At 28.9% G+C, this 16,721-nt stretch carries 16 protein-coding genes; 3 read left to right on the top strand and 13 right to left on the bottom strand.

Features of this window, described 5'->3' with window-relative positions; translation table 11 throughout:
- Positions 1-8 precede the first annotated feature (8 nt).
- Entirely contained in the window at positions 9-155 is a 147-nt protein-coding gene (locus QZ306_RS07955; RefSeq protein ID WP_295162818.1) for a hypothetical protein, read from the top strand.
- Between the two features lie 50 nt (positions 156-205).
- Here the strand turns inward: QZ306_RS07955 and QZ306_RS07950 are convergent, their stop codons facing one another.
- The 5 genes from QZ306_RS07950 to QZ306_RS07930 all read right to left on the bottom strand — a co-directional run bounded on the left by QZ306_RS07950 (position 206) and on the right by QZ306_RS07930 (position 4,428).
- Positions 206-610 (bottom strand): META domain-containing protein, encoded by a 405-nt coding sequence (locus QZ306_RS07950; protein WP_295162816.1) that lies wholly within the window; start codon positions 608-610, stop codon positions 206-208.
- A gap of 2 nt (positions 611-612) precedes the next feature.
- Positions 613-1,113, bottom strand: a complete 501-nt coding sequence (locus tag QZ306_RS07945) for a hypothetical protein (RefSeq protein WP_295162815.1) — start codon at positions 1,111-1,113, stop codon at positions 613-615.
- 329 nt (positions 1,114-1,442) lie between these two features.
- Entirely contained in the window at positions 1,443-2,606 is a 1,164-nt protein-coding gene (locus QZ306_RS07940) for a DUF6348 family protein (RefSeq protein WP_295162813.1), read from the bottom strand.
- Positions 2,599-3,117 carry a metallophosphoesterase gene (locus tag QZ306_RS07935; protein ID WP_295162811.1) on the bottom strand — a complete coding sequence of 173 codons (519 nt, stop codon included), beginning with the start codon at positions 3,115-3,117 and terminating at the stop codon, positions 2,599-2,601. Before QZ306_RS07935 ends, QZ306_RS07940 begins: the two co-directional genes overlap by 8 nt.
- A gap of 3 nt (positions 3,118-3,120) precedes the next feature.
- Positions 3,121-4,428: a UDP-glucose/GDP-mannose dehydrogenase family protein gene (locus QZ306_RS07930; protein ID WP_295162810.1), complete on the bottom strand. Its 1,308-nt coding sequence runs from the start codon at positions 4,426-4,428 to the stop codon at positions 3,121-3,123.
- A 141-nt stretch (positions 4,429-4,569) separates the two neighbouring features.
- On the opposite strand from QZ306_RS07930, the gene QZ306_RS07925 reads away from it, so the two are divergent.
- The gene (locus QZ306_RS07925; RefSeq protein WP_295162809.1) at positions 4,570-6,927 is read left to right on the top strand and encodes a chemotaxis protein CheA; all 2,358 of its coding nucleotides are present in this window, start codon (positions 4,570-4,572) and stop codon (positions 6,925-6,927) included.
- A 19-nt stretch (positions 6,928-6,946) separates the two neighbouring features.
- On the opposite strand, the gene QZ306_RS07920 is transcribed toward QZ306_RS07925, so the two are convergent.
- On the bottom strand, positions 6,947-7,816 hold the full coding sequence (locus QZ306_RS07920) for an HAD-IIIA family hydrolase (protein WP_295162804.1): 870 nt from the start codon (positions 7,814-7,816) through the stop codon (positions 6,947-6,949).
- Positions 7,817-7,942: 126 nt separating this feature from the next.
- On the opposite strand from QZ306_RS07920, the gene QZ306_RS07915 reads away from it, so the two are divergent.
- A complete protein-coding gene (locus tag QZ306_RS07915; RefSeq protein ID WP_295162802.1) occupies positions 7,943-9,136 on the top strand; it encodes a hypothetical protein in 1,194 nt (397 codons plus the stop codon).
- Positions 9,137-9,302: 166 nt separating this feature from the next.
- On the opposite strand, the gene QZ306_RS07910 is transcribed toward QZ306_RS07915, so the two are convergent.
- The 7 genes from QZ306_RS07910 to QZ306_RS07880 form a co-directional block, all read right to left on the bottom strand.
- Entirely contained in the window at positions 9,303-10,904 is a 1,602-nt protein-coding gene (locus QZ306_RS07910; RefSeq protein WP_295162800.1) for a peptide ABC transporter substrate-binding protein, read from the bottom strand.
- Positions 10,905-11,058: 154 nt separating this feature from the next.
- On the bottom strand, positions 11,059-11,271 hold the full coding sequence (locus tag QZ306_RS07905; protein ID WP_295162798.1) for a hypothetical protein: 213 nt from the start codon (positions 11,269-11,271) through the stop codon (positions 11,059-11,061).
- A gap of 523 nt (positions 11,272-11,794) precedes the next feature.
- Complete coding sequence (locus tag QZ306_RS07900; protein ID WP_295162796.1) at positions 11,795-12,586, bottom strand: hypothetical protein; 792 nt, start codon at positions 12,584-12,586, stop codon at positions 11,795-11,797.
- A gap of 11 nt (positions 12,587-12,597) precedes the next feature.
- Positions 12,598-13,560: an ABC transporter ATP-binding protein gene (locus tag QZ306_RS07895; protein ID WP_295162794.1), complete on the bottom strand. Its 963-nt coding sequence runs from the start codon at positions 13,558-13,560 to the stop codon at positions 12,598-12,600.
- 40 nt (positions 13,561-13,600) lie between these two features.
- Entirely contained in the window at positions 13,601-14,578 is a 978-nt protein-coding gene (locus QZ306_RS07890) for an ABC transporter ATP-binding protein (protein ID WP_295162793.1), read from the bottom strand.
- 42 nt (positions 14,579-14,620) lie between these two features.
- Positions 14,621-15,604, bottom strand: a complete 984-nt coding sequence (locus QZ306_RS07885) for an ABC transporter permease (protein ID WP_295162791.1) — start codon at positions 15,602-15,604, stop codon at positions 14,621-14,623.
- Positions 15,605-15,620: 16 nt separating this feature from the next.
- The gene (locus tag QZ306_RS07880) at positions 15,621-16,541 is read right to left on the bottom strand and encodes an ABC transporter permease (protein WP_295162789.1); all 921 of its coding nucleotides are present in this window, start codon (positions 16,539-16,541) and stop codon (positions 15,621-15,623) included.
- Positions 16,542-16,721 lie beyond the last annotated feature (180 nt).

The following is a 16,721-nucleotide window of genomic DNA, read 5'->3' as shown; positions in this document are numbered from 1 at the left end:
ATTATATTATGGATAATAATGATCCTTTTAGAAGAGAATTTAATAAAGGAGAAACCAGAAAACGAACTTTAAAATCTTGGATATTTTTAGGTTTTATAGTTATGATATTTCTTGTTGCCGAGTTTATTAGATATATAATAAGTATTTTATATTAAAAATTAAAGCCGTTCTTATTTTAAGAACGGCTTTTTTATTTTATATTTAACTATTCTATCAGCTCATAAACAAGAGGCTCATCTATAAATCTTGTATATATTATTAAATTATTTCCTTTTATCTTAAAAGAGTAAGCTGTCTGAAGTATTGAAATATAATCGCCCTCTATTCTTCTCTTTTCAATGGTATCTGTATTTCTAGTGGTTTTTATCATATCTATTGAAATATAATCGCCGTTAATTGCATAATCTGCATAATAATCATTTACGGCAGATTTTCCGTATATTTTGCCGTTATTCATACTTATAGTAATATTCATAGAAGGATGCATACTTATAAGATGATAAACTTCAATTTTTTTATCTTTTAAATCTTCAGTTTTTTCTGCTAAATAAACTGCATTATGAGAGCAGGATATAATTAAAAAAATAGATAAATATAGAATATGCTTCAAAGTTAAAATAAAGTAAGTTCTCCTTCTTTGCTTCCTCCTCCGCTTAGATCTTCAAATGTATCATTATTTGCAGCATCATTAAATGCACCTGATGAGTTTCCTTTTAATATATCTTCAAATATAGGGGAGCTTATAAGTCTTGTATAAGCCTGATTTGAATTTTTTTCAAACTGTATATCAGGATTAGCTTTTATGCCATGAGTAAGCAGTAATTTAGCAAAACCGTTTCTTCTATAAGGATAATTCATATATATATATTTAAGAATATTTTCTTTATTGATATAATAATATCCGTTGATTCTTCCGTCTATGGTTAGAAGTCCTATATTTTTATTATTGCTGTGAAGTATCTTATTAAAATAAGGATCCGTGTATGCTTCTTCTTTATTGTCTTTTATCTTTATATTATGTATAAAGTTTTGAAGTTCATTTCTGTATATGCTGTTATATTCTATAACAACTACTGAAGGATATTCTTCATGTTCTATAATTATTGCAGGCATAATTAATACTCCCAAAAAATCAGATATAATAAAACATATCTAATATCAGTAATAAGATAAAAAATTTATAATTTTTTCATTGTTGCTAATAAAAATTGTTCGTTTAAAGCTTCTGTCATTCTTTGAATGCCAGAAGCTCACAGTTTTTATAATTTAAGCTTAATAACATTTAAAAAATTATAATTTTTTATTGACTATTTTTGCATCATAGTACAGACTTATTTATAATATATTATAAATATAAAATAATTTCAATATTTTTATAAAATAATTTTTCTGTAAAAAGCAAAATAAATATTACAGATTCTTATAATAAAGAATATTAATAATCAGATAAACTTATATTCATTAGTAAAATTAAATGTATAAGAAACAAGTATATCATTCATTTTTATATTATGATTATTCTGCATAGCCTCATATATTATATTGTATGAATTGCTTATATGAACTAATTCATTAAAAGTTTCTTTTTTAAAAATATTATTTGAAAAGCCGTCTATCAAAGAATCTTCTATATATTTATAACTTGTAAATTGCGTTTTTAATATATTATAATTATTAATCCCTATATTTACATTAACTCTGTCATCAAATACGGCATCTTTAAAGGCATATTCGGCGCATATTTCAGGAATAAAATTTATTATTTCTTCTCTTATACTATTATCGGTTATTATATTTTTCATATTATTTATCAGTTCAAAATAATCAAAATCTAATTTTTCAAATTCAAGCACATATTCCATAACAAAATACTCTATTTCCTCTTTTGTATAAGGATATTTAATATATGTGGAATCCGATTGAAGTATAAAGAAAAACTGCTTTATGGAAAAAAACTCTCCGTTATTATCCCATTTAATAATTTCATTATGAATGCAGTTATTTAATGTTTTATTTTGAATATTATTTATAGTGCATTCAACTATAATATCGTCATTAGGCATTTTTGCGGCATAGGTTTTAATAAAATTTACTCTATTATTGGAGAGAATAAAAGGAACTTCTTTATATACTGCATTCCATAAAAAGCTTGAATATCCGTTTTCTTCATTAAATTCTATATAATCATTATAAATATCATCTTTATTTTCTATATTGCCAAGTCCTATGATAGGGCTTTCGCATACTGTAAAATTTTTTTTGATTCCTAGTATTGAAGTTTCTATTTCATGATGATGCATGCCTGAAAGAAAATCTAATATACCCTGCAAAGCGCAGTATACAAAATTATCCGCTGAAAGCTCTATAGCTTTATATTCATCGGAAGCTATTCCTGAAGAAGATTCAAAAAAAACATCTTCAAAAAGAGGAGCTTTAACATAAAAATAAACGGTGCATAATATACTGTTTTTCTTTTCAATCTGAACTATCTTAGGCTCAACGGTAATATCATAACTCAGTAATTTAATAGAGTCATTTTCTATTTTATTTTTATGATTTATGGCAATATGAAGCCTGTTTAATAGTATATCCTTATAATTATCCATTTAATGCCGTTTCCAATATTTCTTTAACCGACAGCGGAGTAAAATCATAAATATCGCATGCTACATTAAATGCACTGCTATGATATTTTTTATTTTTATGCCAATGTCCATGTATTAATATAGTATTATTATAAAATCCTTCCCACTCCAATATAGGATAATGAAATAATACAGCCTTTTTAATTATGCTGCTGTAATTTGTTAAATCTAACACATAATAATCTTTGATAAATTTAAATAATGTTTTATCAAATTTTTTATTATCTAAAAAATTATCATTGTTTCCTTTAATAAGAAATTTATTACCGTTTAAGCATTTCAATAATTCGGAAGTTTTTAGACAGCCTTTTTCATTAGAGAAATCACCTATTATGTATATATCGTCTTTATCAGACACTTTTTCATTCCATTTATTAATCAGATAATTATGCATATTCTGATAATCGTCAAATAATTTTTTTCTGGAAGCATACATATCAAAAAAATGGGTATCTGAAGTAAAATATATCATATATTAATTATCTGAAACCCCCAAAGAAAAATATTTTATTCCTCTTTCATTCATTCTTTTTTTATCATACTGATTCCTGCCGTCAAATATTACAGGTTCTTTTAACAATTCTTTAATCTTATCAAAACTAGGTCTTCTAAACTCATTCCACTCTGTAGCTATAAGCAATGCATCCGCATTTTTCAAAGCATCATAAGAATTATCTGCATAATATATTTTGTCTTTGAATATATTTTTAGCGCTTTCAAAAGCTTTCGGATCATAAGCCCTTATATCAGCTCCTAATTCTAAAAGCATATTTATTATTGTGATGGAAGGAGCTTCTCTCATATCATTAGTTCTAGGTTTAAATGCGAGCCCCCATAATGCAAAAATCTTTCCTTTAATATTATTATTATAATATTTTAATATTTTATCAATGAAAATCTTTCTCTGATTAATATTAACTTTATGAACAGCCTTAAGCAGATCGGAGTCTATTCCGTAATCGGAAGCCGTTTTTATTAATGCCTGAACATCTTTTGGAAAACAGCTTCCTCCGTATCCTAAACCATGAAATAAAAACTGATTTCCTATTCTTTTATCGCTGGACATTCCTATTCTCACTAAATCGGCATTAGCTCCGACTTTTTCGCATATATTGGCAATTTCATTAGCAAATGAAATTTTTGAGGCAAGAAAAGCATTGGCTGCATATTTAGTCATCTCGGCAGAACAAATATCCATTATTATAATAGGGTTTCCTGTTCTTGTGAAAGGATTATAAATATCCCTCATAATATCTATAGCTTTTTCAGAGTCAGAACCTATAACTACTCTGTCAGGCTTTAAAAAATCATCTACAGCAGCGCCCTGTTTTAAAAATTCTGGATTAGAAACCACATCAAATTCTCCGTTATAGTTTTTCTTAATTTCATCTTCCACAAGCTTATGAGTACCTACAGGCACGGTAGATTTATCAACTATCACTTTATATCCGTTCATAGCCTTTCCTATTCCATTTGCAACAGAAAGAACAAAACTTAAATCGCAGCTGCCGTCATCATCAGAAGGAGTACCTACAGCGATAAAGCATGCAATAGATTCTTTTACGGCATATCCTAAATCATTTGTAAACTCTAATCTTTTCTCTGAGACATTAGAAATTATAAGCTCTTCAAGCCCTGGCTCATATAAAGGAGTAATTCCGTTTTTAAGTTTTTTTAATTTTTCTTCATCATTGTCAACACAAATTACATAATTACCCATTTCAGCTAAGCATGCACCTGTAATAAGCCCCACATAACCTGTACCTATTATACATATCTTCATTTTTGCCTCTTATTAAATAAATAGTAGCTTTTATCATATAATAAATTATTATATTTTCAAGTATAATATTATTTGCTATAGACATTTTTAAATTTTTCCGATATTATATAATAAGATTTTCGATTTTTATGGGGCGTATAGATGGATGATTATATAAAAAGTCTGCTTAAGGATTTCTTTGAAGAAGCTTTTGAAATGCTTGATAGACTTGAGCAAAATATTTTAATTTTAGATAATGAAAGAAATAATGTAGATGCCATACAGGAAATATTCAGAGCAGTTCATACTCTTAAAGGAAGTGCGGGTGCTGTTGAGCTTGTAGAAACGCAAAAATATGCCCATAGATTTGAAGATTTGCTTGATTTGATAAGAAACAATAAAATAGAAGTAGATGATGTCACTATAGATGTATTATTAAAAGGCATAGATATATTAAAAGATCTCATTAATACAGCAAGCGAAGAAAGCGATTATTCAGGAGATATAGAAGCTGAAATAAAGAAATTAGAAGATTTCAAAAATGCTAAGTTAGGCACTGCTCCCGTTCAGTCAAACGATTCAAAAACCATATCGACTCCTGAAGCTGAAAAAAAAGTTAATAAATATGAGCTTCTTCCGAATGACAGCGATTTAATAGGAATTATCAGAGATAATGTAGAAGAGAATGTAAAAACTAAATTGGTTCATGTAAGTTTTGATCCTGAAAGTCCTATGAGAACTGTAGGAGGAGTTCAAGTATTTGTAGCTTTAAAAGATGTAGGGGAGATAATGGGCAGTATTCCTATGCTTGAATCTTTAGAAGGCGATGAATTTTACGAGCATGTTACATATATACTTGCAACTATTAATGAAGATAAGACTATAATAGATGCCATTACATTACCCGATGTTACAAAAGAAATCTCTATTGAAGATATTATACTGGAAGAATATGAAAAATTTATTCAGGAAAAAAAGCAGAAAGAACAAACACAGAAATCAAAAGAAACTTCATCTAAAAAATCGGACTCCCAAAAAGGCGGAAAGGATCATAAACCCGAAAGACAAAGTTCATTTTTGAGAGTGGAAAGCGACAGAATAGATGCTATGATGAATCAGGTCGGAGAACTTGTAACAAATAAAAGTTCTTATATACAATACGATGATGATCTCACCTCATATCAAAAGATAATAGGTGCAAGCTTAAATGAAGTAAAAAGATATTATAGAGACAGTATTGTACAGATATTAAGAAAATTTGAAGAGCATTTGCAGAAAAAAGAGGCTAAGGAAATCAGAAATACATATATTGATGGTTTCAACAGCAAATTAAATGAATTTGTAAAAATGGAAGAGGAGTTTAAAAATACTTTGGATAAGTTCAGAAACTCTTATCAGCTTCTTACAAGGGTAACTAATGAACTTCAGGAAACCGTAATGAAAATAAGAATGCTTCCTATAGCCCAGACATTTAACAGATTTCCCCGTTTAATAAGAGATTTATCAAGAGATTTAGGAAAGGAAGTAAAATTAGAAATGTACGGAGAAGAAACGGAATTAGATAAATCCGTTATTGAAGTGCTTGTGGATCCTTTAGTTCATTTAGTAAGAAATGCTATGGATCATGGTATAGAAAACCCAGACGACAGAGAAAAAGCTGGAAAACCTAGAACTGGAACCGTTATACTGGGAGCTTCTCATGAAGGCAACCTGATAATTATTAAGATATCGGATGATGGCAAGGGAATGATACCTCAAAAGATATTTGAAAGCGCAGTTAAAAAGGGTCTTGTATCTCCCGACGCTAAGCTTTCTGAAAAACAGATGCTTGAATATATATTTGCCCCTGGATTCTCTACTGCCGCAAAAATTACAAATGTATCGGGAAGAGGTGTGGGAATGGATGTTGTAAAAAAGAGTCTTGAAAAGATTAACGGAACTATAGGTATAGAAACCGAATTTGGTAAAGGCTCAACTTTCTTTTTGAGAATACCTCTTACAGTTGCAATTATTCAGGCTCTTATTGTTGATGCCGAAAAAGAATATTATGCCGTTCCTATTAACAGCATATTGGAAACTGTTAAAATAGATGTTAAAGATATTCATGAATTGGAAGGAATAGAAGTTATTAAAGTAAGAGAAGATGTTATTAATGTATTAAGCATTAAAGAATTATTCAGACTGCCTTCAAGATACAGCGATATAAAATCATACTATGCTGTTATACTTTCTTCTGAAGGAAAAAAAGTGGCTCTTTTAGTCAATAACCTAATAGGAGAGCAGGATATAGTTATAAAAACTTTAAAAGACAATATAACAAAATCAGAAGGTTTGGCAGGAGCTACGGTTTTAGGAGATGGTACAGTAAGCTTTATTTTAGATATTCAAACCATAGTAAGTTTAGGTACTAAGAGAATTATTGAAAGAGGAAAAATTAATAACAGCAAAGGCTCTAAAAACGATTTGAGAAGCTTCATTGAAAAAATAAAGAATAATGAAATACCTGAAATACAAAAATAGTTATTTTTAATATAAATACTTAAAGAATATTATATATATTATTTACTTCCGTAATATTGTTTTTATTTTCTATCTCGTATATATCCGTCTGTATTAATAATGTTTTCAGATATGGAATTTTTATTATATCGCTGTCTCTGTCTCCTATCATAAATGAATTAAACAAGTCTATATTGTATTTTTTTGATGCAAGCAGATGCATTCCAGCCTCAGGCTTTCTGAGTACTGAAGATATATTATATGGTTTTACCTGACCTTTTATATGATAGGGACAATAATAAAAATCATCTATAACGGCGCCTAGTTTTTTATACTCATTATAAATATAATTATGAACATTATTTACATCTTCATCTTTATAATATCCGTAAGATACTCCAGCCTGATTCGTTGCTGCTATTGTAATGTATCCTTTATTATTTGCATATTTCACTATATCTGTAAACTCTTTTTTTATTTTTACCCTGTCCGTAGTTCCTATATATCCTTTATCCTCTATTAATACTCCGTCTCTGTCTAAAAATAATGCTTTATTGATTTTTTTTGATGCATCAGGAAAATATGAAGGAATACCGTATAATATATTTTTATTATAGGCATTTTCTATAAGTTCGCTGATATATTTTGCATTTTCTGCGATTTCATCTCTGCGGCATAATTTATCATTATATAATATTAAAACATTATTAAATATATATCCTGACAGAATATTTGTTATATTATTTTTTATTATTTTATAATTTTTATCTATTACATAGAGTTTTTTATTTATATTATTATCAGTATTAAAATCTAAGACTATTAAAACAGAATCTTTTTCAAGATTTTTATAAAATTCCGAAAAATAGTTTTCAATTTTTTTGTTAAAATTATTTTTATCTGAGTTCATAAAATATAATCCGAGTAATATAATTTTAATACAAAATTAATTTTTTATCAATAATAAACTTATATTATTAATAATTGATTTTTTTGATTTATGATATATATTATTATTCAAGTTACGGAGTTTTTAATGAAAGATATTTTAATTGATAAAAAAAATAATAAATATTCAAAAAAATTAAAATATTTATTAATAAGCGCAGTGTCTACAATTCCTGCCTGTATATACATATTTACATTAAATAACATGGATACAAGCTACCTGTTTCCGATATTTTTAAATAGTCATTTTTTTATAAGTTTTTATTTATTTTGCTTTACAGTTATTTTTAATTTAAAAGATAAATTAAATAGAAAAGTTATTTTGATTACATTTTTATCATTTCTGCTTATAAGTCTTATATCAAGTTTTTCCAATATTTTTTTTAATTATGTTTATATGCCGCCTGTAAATACTCCCGATTTCCAAATATTATTAAATAGAAATATATTTTTTTCTATTATTTTTTTCAATATATTAATGCTTTCTTATAATTCTTTTAATATGCTTAATACCGACAGAATATCAAATTTTCTAACTGTTTTCGCAGATACTTTTTTATGGTTTTTAATAATTAATACCGCAAATACTGCAGTTGCAACTGTGTTATTTTATATATCTGTTATTATAAGTCTTTCCGTTACAGCATTATTTTCTGCAGGTACTGAAGCAGGTTTTTTAATTGCAAAATTTATTATATGTTTTATAGTATTTTTATACGGGTTTATACCTTTTTTAGCATTTTATATATATAAAAAAACTAACTCTTGTTTGTCTGTATATATTTCAAGAGCTTTATTAATATTTGATTTATTTGCCGTATTTATAATGATGTTTCTTATTCTCATTTATGAATCAAGACCATACAATAACAGAATAGTTTACATAATATATAATATTTTTTTAGCATCATCTGTTATTAATCTTATGTTTTCAAGAATGGATAAAAAGTCAAATATATTTATAAAGGCTATATATTTAATAGTTCCAATATTTGCACTCATTTTTAATGTATTAGTAATTACGGCAACATTATATAGAATAATTAATTTCGGACTTACGCCTAATAAATTAACATTGATTATTTTAAATATAATATTTCTTGCTCATTTAACAATTATATCTTTAAATAATATTATATCTTTTATTAATTCATTTAAAAACAGAGAAGGTAATAATACATTAAATATACTTATGAACAATAGGCATGTTCTCTTTATTTATGCATATCTGCTTCTTTCGTTAATAGTATGTTTTGTAATGCCTATTATTTATATAAATTAGATTAATAAACTTGTATCTTCGCACTTACTTTTCTTTTAATAAAATTTTTTCTATGCAGTTCTTTAATTAATTTTCCTATGATAAAAATTGCTTTATTTTATATATTAAAAAATACTGCTTAATTTTTAATTCCCAAAACAAATATTTCTGAAATTTTTATATAATACTATTCTAAATATGAATATGAAAACTTATATTGGGCAAAAGGTATATAAAATACATCTTTAAGTTTAGGACTTTTTAATACGGCAGGCTCAAAATAAGCTATAGGTATTATAACAGCCTCATCTTCTATCAGTATTTTTTCTGCTTTATGCAGTTCTCTCATTCTGATATTTTGATTAATAGTTCTTGAAGCTGTAATTATAGCATCATCAAACTGAGCATTTGTAAATAAAGAATGATTTTTATAAGAGTAGCTTACAAACATACCTAAAAAAGTTGTAGGATCATTATAGCTTCCAGTCCAGCTTGCTCCAGCCATAGTATAATTTCTTTCTGTTCTGAAAGCATTAATAAAAGGAGCAAACTCCATTTGAGTAAGCTTAACATCTATGCCTAAATTAACTTTCCACATATTCTGAACTGCCTCAAACATAGGTATATCATTGCTGAAAGTGAGGAAAAATTCTAATACAGGAAAATTTTTTCCGCCGGGATAGCCTGCTTCAGCCATTAATCTTTTAGCCTCTTCTACATTTTTACTATAATCTTCTCTATTGGTGCTTATATATTCTCCTGCATTATCTCTGAAATAACCCTCAACATCAGTAACTCCCCAAGGAACCAATGACCCTGCAGGTCTTCCTGATTTGAGTACATTATCCACAATATAATTTCTATCTATTGCAAGTGATAAAGCCTTTCTTATTCTTTTATCTTTTAAAGTTTCATTGGTGGTATTTAAAGCATAATACTGAGTACCTATTCTAGTTGCTATATCTATCAAGCCTTCAGCTTTTAAAGTATCGGTATCCTGATATGGATACTGATCTGAAAAATGCAAAGATCCTTCTTTAACTCCCGCAACTGCCGAATTAGGGTTATCCATAAGAACAAATTTAATCTTTTTGGCTACTATGGTATCCGAAGCCCAATAATTTGTGTTTTTTACAACGGTAATACTTTCGTCTGGTCTTCTCTCCTGTAAAACAAAAGCCCCATTGCCTACACAGGTTTTCGGATTTCTAGTCCAATTATCAGGGTCTTTTTCTACCATATCTTTTCTTACTGGTGAAAATACCGGCAAGTTTACAAGCTCTAAAAAATAAGCTGTAGGATATTCAAGCTTCACTTCTAATTTATAATCGTCTATAGCTTTTATACCGAACTCATCAACTGGCATATACCTGCCATTAACATTAGAGAAGTTAAGTATAGGTTCAAATAAATAACTAGGTTCGCTTGCAGTATCAGGATCAACTACCCTTTTCCAAGAGTATTCAAAATCATGTGCAGTTAAAGGCTTTCCGTCAGACCATTTTCCATTAGTTCTTAAATGAAATATATATGTAAGTCCATCTTCAGATATATCCCAGCTCTCTGCTGCTCCTGGCTGAATGGCAATATCTTTATATTTTGTAGTTAGGCATTCAAATAAATGAGTTACATAAGTGGAGCCCTGCAATGTTATATTCAGTGCTGGATCTATAGTTTTTGGTTCTGCTCCTAAGTTTACATATACCGCATTATCTTCAATATTAGATTTGTTTGAACATGAGAATATAAAAACAGAAATAATAAAAACTAAATAAAAATACTTTTTCATTGTACCTATCCTTAATATATTATTTATTTATTGCAATTATATTTAATAATAAAGTATTGTCAATAAAAAATCAATAATATATTTATATTATTTTGGTATTATAGTAAATTTAAATATTGTATATCCGCCTATATTAGTAAGTTCAACAGCACCATTATATATTAAGATATTTCATTTCATTATTGTTTCTGTTATCATTCCAATTTACTCTGACAATATCATCTCTTAATGCATATAATATATCTGGTTTTTTTGAGATATTTAAATTTATATCTTTAAAATATATTGTAAAAATATCCTCAAATTGTTTATTTACAACACCAGAAAAATTATCATAATATAGCAATTTTTTTATCTTTGGCATCATTCTTTATAAACTCGGCTACATTCATTAACACTTTCTCACTTCTAGGATATTGAAATAATTTTATATATCTATACATTTCACCTAATACAGCAAATGAATTTAAAATAAATAAAGCATATATGATTATCTTTATATTTTTTTTGAAATTAAATTCATTAAATTTAAAAAATATTAAATATGTTATAAAAGAAATAGAAAATGCTGAATATAAATAGTGAAATGTTCCAGATTTTGATTTAAAAATAATAAATGATAATATTGTTATTGGTATAAATATAATAAAAAATAAAAAAATCTCAATTAAACTTCTATTTAAGTTATTTAATAAAACATTATTCTTATTCTTAATTGAAATAACTATAGAATAGAAAAACATAAATATTGAAGACAACATAGATAAAAATAAAAATATTAATCCATAAATATATATTCCGCCTTTACTCCAAAAATAATATACAGAATTAAATCTTGTACCAATTAAACTTGACATTTCATTAGTAGGAAAAATAAGCAAAGCATAAATTTAAGGAAATGGTATTTTATCTAAACTGCTTCTTATATTCATAGCCAATTTTATATTATTAAATCCGCTTTGCAATTCTTGTATTAAATACGGCATATATAATAAAAAAGATATAAATACTCCAAAACACCAATATAATAAATATTTTCTTGTATTCTTAAATCTTATGATAAGATAAATAATCATTGTGGGAACCATAGAGAAGAAAACTGCAAAATGTCCTTGTGCCATTACAGCAAGTATTGGAAATATAAAAACTGCTGATATTTGTTTTATTTTTTTATCATCATTATTGATATATTCAAATAAAAATATAAAAAATAAAAAACTGAATATTAATGTAATATTAGGATTCCAAAAATCGGTTACCGCTAATATAACATAAGGGTTACATAATACTAATGCAGTCATTATAGAAGTTATAAAAATACCAAATTTTTTATAAATCCAAATCAGAAATGTAAATAATATAATAAAACTAAAAATAAAATTAATCATTCTAGCTTTCACTAAATTTTCATTGGCTAATTTATAGAATAAAGTATAAAATATATAATAAGCACCTCCCGGAACTCTAGGAGTTGTAAACTCTCCATTAATAATTTCACTTGCTATGAATCTTGCACCTGTTGTAGGTATTTTTCCGCTATTATACCATTTAGTCATATCATAAAAATGCTGAATTTGGTCCATTGCAACCATTCTTTTATTAAAAGCATAATATTCTATATATAAATACGATAATAAAGATGAAATTATCAGAAGTACGGGAAATATATTTGTAATTTTCATAATGGCTTACATTACACTAGATGACAAGCGCAGTAATGCCCGCTTTCTACTTCTCTGAACTCAGGTACTTTCTCTGCACATACAGCCTCAGCTTTAGGGCATCTTGTTCTGAACTTGCAGCCTGAAGGCGGATTAATAGGGGACGGTATTTCTCCCGAAAGTATTATACGATGCTTTGACTTAGCTATGGAAGGTTCTGATATTGGTATGGCTGAAATCAAAGACTGAGTATAGGGGTGAAGCGATTTTGTATATAAAGATTCGCCGTCTGTAAGCTCAACAATATTTCCCAAATACATAACGCCTATTCTTTCAGATATCTGATGAACTACAGCTAAATCATGGGCTATAAAAAGATATGTAAGTCCCATGTCGTTTTGCATATCATAAAGCATATTAATTATCTGCGCCTGAATAGACACATCAAGCGCTGAAACTGGTTCATCGCAAACTATAAACTCAGGATTAACAGCCAAAGCACGCGCTATGCCTATACGCTGTCTCTGTCCGCCTGAAAACTCATGGGGATATCTCTGCGCATGTTCGGTATTGAGTCCTACTAATTTAAGAAGATTTATTATCTTTTCTCTTCTTTCATCTTTAGAGCTATAAAGCTTATGCACATCAAGTGCTTCTCCTATTATATCTTCAACTGTCATGCGTGGATTAAGAGAAGCATAGGGATCTTGGAAAATTATCTGCATTTTTTTAGCATAGTTACGGTAATTTTCATTATTAACCTCTTCTCCGTCAAAAAATATTTTTCCGCTTGTAGGCTTATAAAGATGAAGCAGAGTTCTTCCTAAAGTGGTTTTTCCGCTTCCCGATTCCCCTACAAGTCCTAAAGTTTCCCCTTTATTTATAGTAAAAGATACTCCGTCAACAGCTTTTACGGTTTGTATATTTCTTCCGAAAAATCCGCCTTTGATTTTGAAATGCTGTTTTAAATTTTGTATTTCTATTAAAGGTTTCATAAAAAACTCTCTTTATTCTTAATTAATTTGATATTGTCAATCATTCAGGCATTTGATGAAGCCAGCAGGCTGAAAAATGCCCCTTATCAAATTCGGTTATAGGAGGCTTATTATCAATGCATACTTTCATACACTTTTCGCATCTTGTACTGAAAGGACAGCCTGCTTTCATATTAAGTAAATCAATAGGAGTGCCTTCTATAGGAATAAGTCTGTCCTGTTTTATGTCAATACGCGGAAGAGATTTCAAAAGTCCGAAAGTATAGGGGTGCTTAGGGCGTTCAAATATATCAAAAACGGTTCCTCTTTCTACTATGCCCCCGCCGTACATTACTATAATATCATCAGCCATATCAGCTACAATACCAAAGTCATGAGTAATAAGTATGACAGCCATTTGTATTTTTTTTTGTATATCCTTTATAAGTTCAAGTATCTGCGCCTGTATTGTAACATCTAATGCTGTTGTAGGCTCATCTGCTATAAGTATTTTAGGATCTCCAGAAAGCGCCATAGCTATCATTATACGCTGACGCATACCTCCAGAAAGTTCATGAGGATACTGTTTTATTCTTCTTCTAGGTTCATTGATGCCTGCCAAAGTTAAAAGCTCAACTATTCTCTCCACAGCATCGGTTTTGCTTATTTTTTTATGTGCGGTTAATGCTTCCATTAATTGATTTCCTATAGTGTAAACAGGATTAAGACAAGTCATAGGATCCTGAAAAATCATAGATATTAAATCGCCTCTTATTTTCTTTTTTTCATGCTCTGAAAGCTTAAGCAAATCAGTGCCTTCAAATAGTATTTCTCCGTTCATAATTTTACCGGGCTCTTCAATAAGTCCCATAATAGAGTATGCAGATACGCTTTTCCCGCTTCCAGATTCTCCCACTATTCCTAAAACTTTTGACTTATCTAAATTATAAGAAATATTATTAACTGCCTTAACCTCTCCAAGAGATGTAAAGAAAGACACTTCTAAATTTTTAACTTCCAGTAAATGATTATTATCCATTAATAAATACCTCTTTTATAATATTTTATTTAATAAAATAAACTATCTGTTTTTCATTCTAGGATCTAATGCATCTCTCAAACCGTCGCCTGCCAAATTAAAGCAGAGTATTATAATGCTTATTAAGGCTGCAGGAAAAAGAAGCTGATAAGGATAAGAATATACTCCGCTTACAGCATTTGAAGTTAAAGAGCCAAGCGAAACCATAGGAGCGCTTACTCCCAAACCTAAGAAGCTTAAAAATGCTTCAACAAATATAGCATTAGGTATCTGAACCATAGCGGATACTATTATAGCGCCCATAGCATTAGGTATTAAATGCTTGAAAATTATTCTGCTGTGAGAAGTACCTAAAGCCCTTGCCGCAGTTACAAACTCCTGACCTTTCAATGCTAAAATCTGTCCTCTTGTCATTCTTGCCATATTAGTCCAATAAAGCAGAGATATTACTATAAATATGCTTAAAAGCCCAGGTCCTAAAAGTCCTATTCCTCTTAAACGCTCATTTTGTAAAAATAATTTATCCATCGGAGATTTAAGCACAACCGATAATAATACAACCACCAAAAGAGTAGGGACAGCGCTTATTATATCAACTATACGCATCATAATACTGTCTGTAAATCCTCCGAAATAACCAGATACCGAACCGTATATTATACCTATTATTACTACCAAAGTAGATGATACTACTCCTATTAAAAGCGAAATCCTCGCTCCTATCATACATCTTACAAGAAGATCTCTTCCCAAAGTATCTGTTCCGAAAGGGTGTTCTAATGTGGGGAGGCTGTTTTCTGCGCCTCTGTTTATCTGAGCATATCCGTATTGCGAAAAAATAGGAACTGTTATAGAAAAGACCGCTATAACTGCTATAATAATAATGGATATTAAAGCAACTTTGTTTTTCTTAAATCTTCTGTATGCATCCTGCCAATATGTTACGCTTTCTATCTTTACTTCGGCTGAAGCCTTTTCTTCTTCCGTAGCTTTTACAAATAATGATTTATCAAAACTTTTTTCCATTGTACCCCCCTTATGCTTAATCTTGTATTTTTATTCTAGGGTCTATAATACCATAAGATAAATCCACTAAGAAATTCATGGCTATTAAAAAAGCACCGTAAAATATTGTAACTCCTAATATGGTAGGATAATCCCTTTGCGTAATGCTTTCAACAAAATATCTTCCAAGACCGGGTATATTAAATATTTTCTCTACAACAAAAGAACCTGTTAGAATTGCAGCGGCAAGCGGTCCTATATAAGTAACTATTGGTATAATAGCATTTCTTAAGGCATGCTTAAATATGATTACATTTATTGATATTCCCTTTGCTCTGGCTGTTTTTATATAATCCTGATGAATAACATCAAGCATAGAACTTCTCATAAGTCTTGCCATAAAACTGAGCGAGCTGAAAGATAGGGCAAATCCGGGCATTATATACTGAGCAAAAGAATCGAATCCGTAAGCTGGGAGAAGCTTTAACTGAACAGAAAATATAATAATAGAAACTGTGGCAACTACAAAACTAGGCACGGCTATTCCTAAAGTGGCGGCTACCATTACAGCTCTGTCTGCTGTTTTTCCATGCCTTAATGCCGCAACTATACCAAATAATACTCCTATAGTAGTAGAAATAAACATGCTGAATATTCCAAGTCTGAAAGATACGGGAAATGCTCTTACTATTGTACCTGAAACGGATTGACCTATTTTAGTAAGCGAGGTGCCCAAATCTCCTTTAACAGCGTTTTTTAAATAATTGGCATACTGAACTATTAACGGCTTATCAAGTCCGTATTTTCTATTTAAATTTTCAAGCGCCACTTTGCTGAGAGGTTTTTCACCTACAAAAGGACCTCCGGGCACCATATGCATTAAAAAGAATGTTATTGTTACTATAACAAAAAGAGTTAAAAGAGAGATTAATAATCTTTTTATAATGTAAGAAAACATGAAAAATACCCTCCGTAAAATAAAACTCATTCAAATTAATATTAACACCATAATATAATAAAAATTAACTTTTGTCAAAAAAGTAAAACAAAAACAATTACATTAATTTTTCAAAGTCTTTTTATATTAATGCTTTTTATGTTGCTATGCCCGCCAAGCAGGGCCTAATCGGTGAGGCGA

This window comes from uncultured Brachyspira sp. (assembly GCF_910588665.1).
Lineage (GTDB): Bacteria > Spirochaetota > Brachyspiria > Brachyspirales > Brachyspiraceae > Brachyspira.
This window is presented reverse-complemented; position numbering and strand designations above follow the sequence as displayed.

Excerpts from the sequence above, each read along its gene's own strand:
- QZ306_RS07955 (WP_295162818.1), top strand. The coding sequence starts at position 9 with ATGGATAATAATGATCCTTTTAGAAGAGAATTTAATAAAGGAGAAACC.
- QZ306_RS07945 (WP_295162815.1), bottom strand. The coding sequence starts at position 1,113 with ATGCCTGCAATAATTATAGAACATGAAGAATATCCTTCAGTAGTTGTT.
- QZ306_RS07940 (WP_295162813.1), bottom strand. The coding sequence starts at position 2,606 with ATGGATAATTATAAGGATATACTATTAAACAGGCTTCATATTGCCATA.
- QZ306_RS07935 (WP_295162811.1), bottom strand. The coding sequence starts at position 3,117 with ATGATATATTTTACTTCAGATACCCATTTTTTTGATATGTATGCTTCC.
- QZ306_RS07930 (WP_295162810.1), bottom strand. The coding sequence starts at position 4,428 with ATGAAGATATGTATAATAGGTACAGGTTATGTGGGGCTTATTACAGGT.
- QZ306_RS07925 (WP_295162809.1), top strand. The coding sequence starts at position 4,570 with ATGGATGATTATATAAAAAGTCTGCTTAAGGATTTCTTTGAAGAAGCT.
- QZ306_RS07920 (WP_295162804.1), bottom strand. The coding sequence starts at position 7,816 with ATGAACTCAGATAAAAATAATTTTAACAAAAAAATTGAAAACTATTTT.
- QZ306_RS07915 (WP_295162802.1), top strand. The coding sequence starts at position 7,943 with ATGAAAGATATTTTAATTGATAAAAAAAATAATAAATATTCAAAAAAA.
- QZ306_RS07910 (WP_295162800.1), bottom strand. The coding sequence starts at position 10,904 with ATGAAAAAGTATTTTTATTTAGTTTTTATTATTTCTGTTTTTATATTC.
- QZ306_RS07905 (WP_295162798.1), bottom strand. The coding sequence starts at position 11,271 with ATGATGCCAAAGATAAAAAAATTGCTATATTATGATAATTTTTCTGGT.
- QZ306_RS07900 (WP_295162796.1), bottom strand. The coding sequence starts at position 12,586 with ATGAAAATTACAAATATATTTCCCGTACTTCTGATAATTTCATCTTTA.
- QZ306_RS07895 (WP_295162794.1), bottom strand. The coding sequence starts at position 13,560 with ATGAAACCTTTAATAGAAATACAAAATTTAAAACAGCATTTCAAAATC.
- QZ306_RS07890 (WP_295162793.1), bottom strand. The coding sequence starts at position 14,578 with ATGGATAATAATCATTTACTGGAAGTTAAAAATTTAGAAGTGTCTTTC.
- QZ306_RS07885 (WP_295162791.1), bottom strand. The coding sequence starts at position 15,604 with ATGGAAAAAAGTTTTGATAAATCATTATTTGTAAAAGCTACGGAAGAA.
- QZ306_RS07880 (WP_295162789.1), bottom strand. The coding sequence starts at position 16,541 with ATGTTTTCTTACATTATAAAAAGATTATTAATCTCTCTTTTAACTCTT.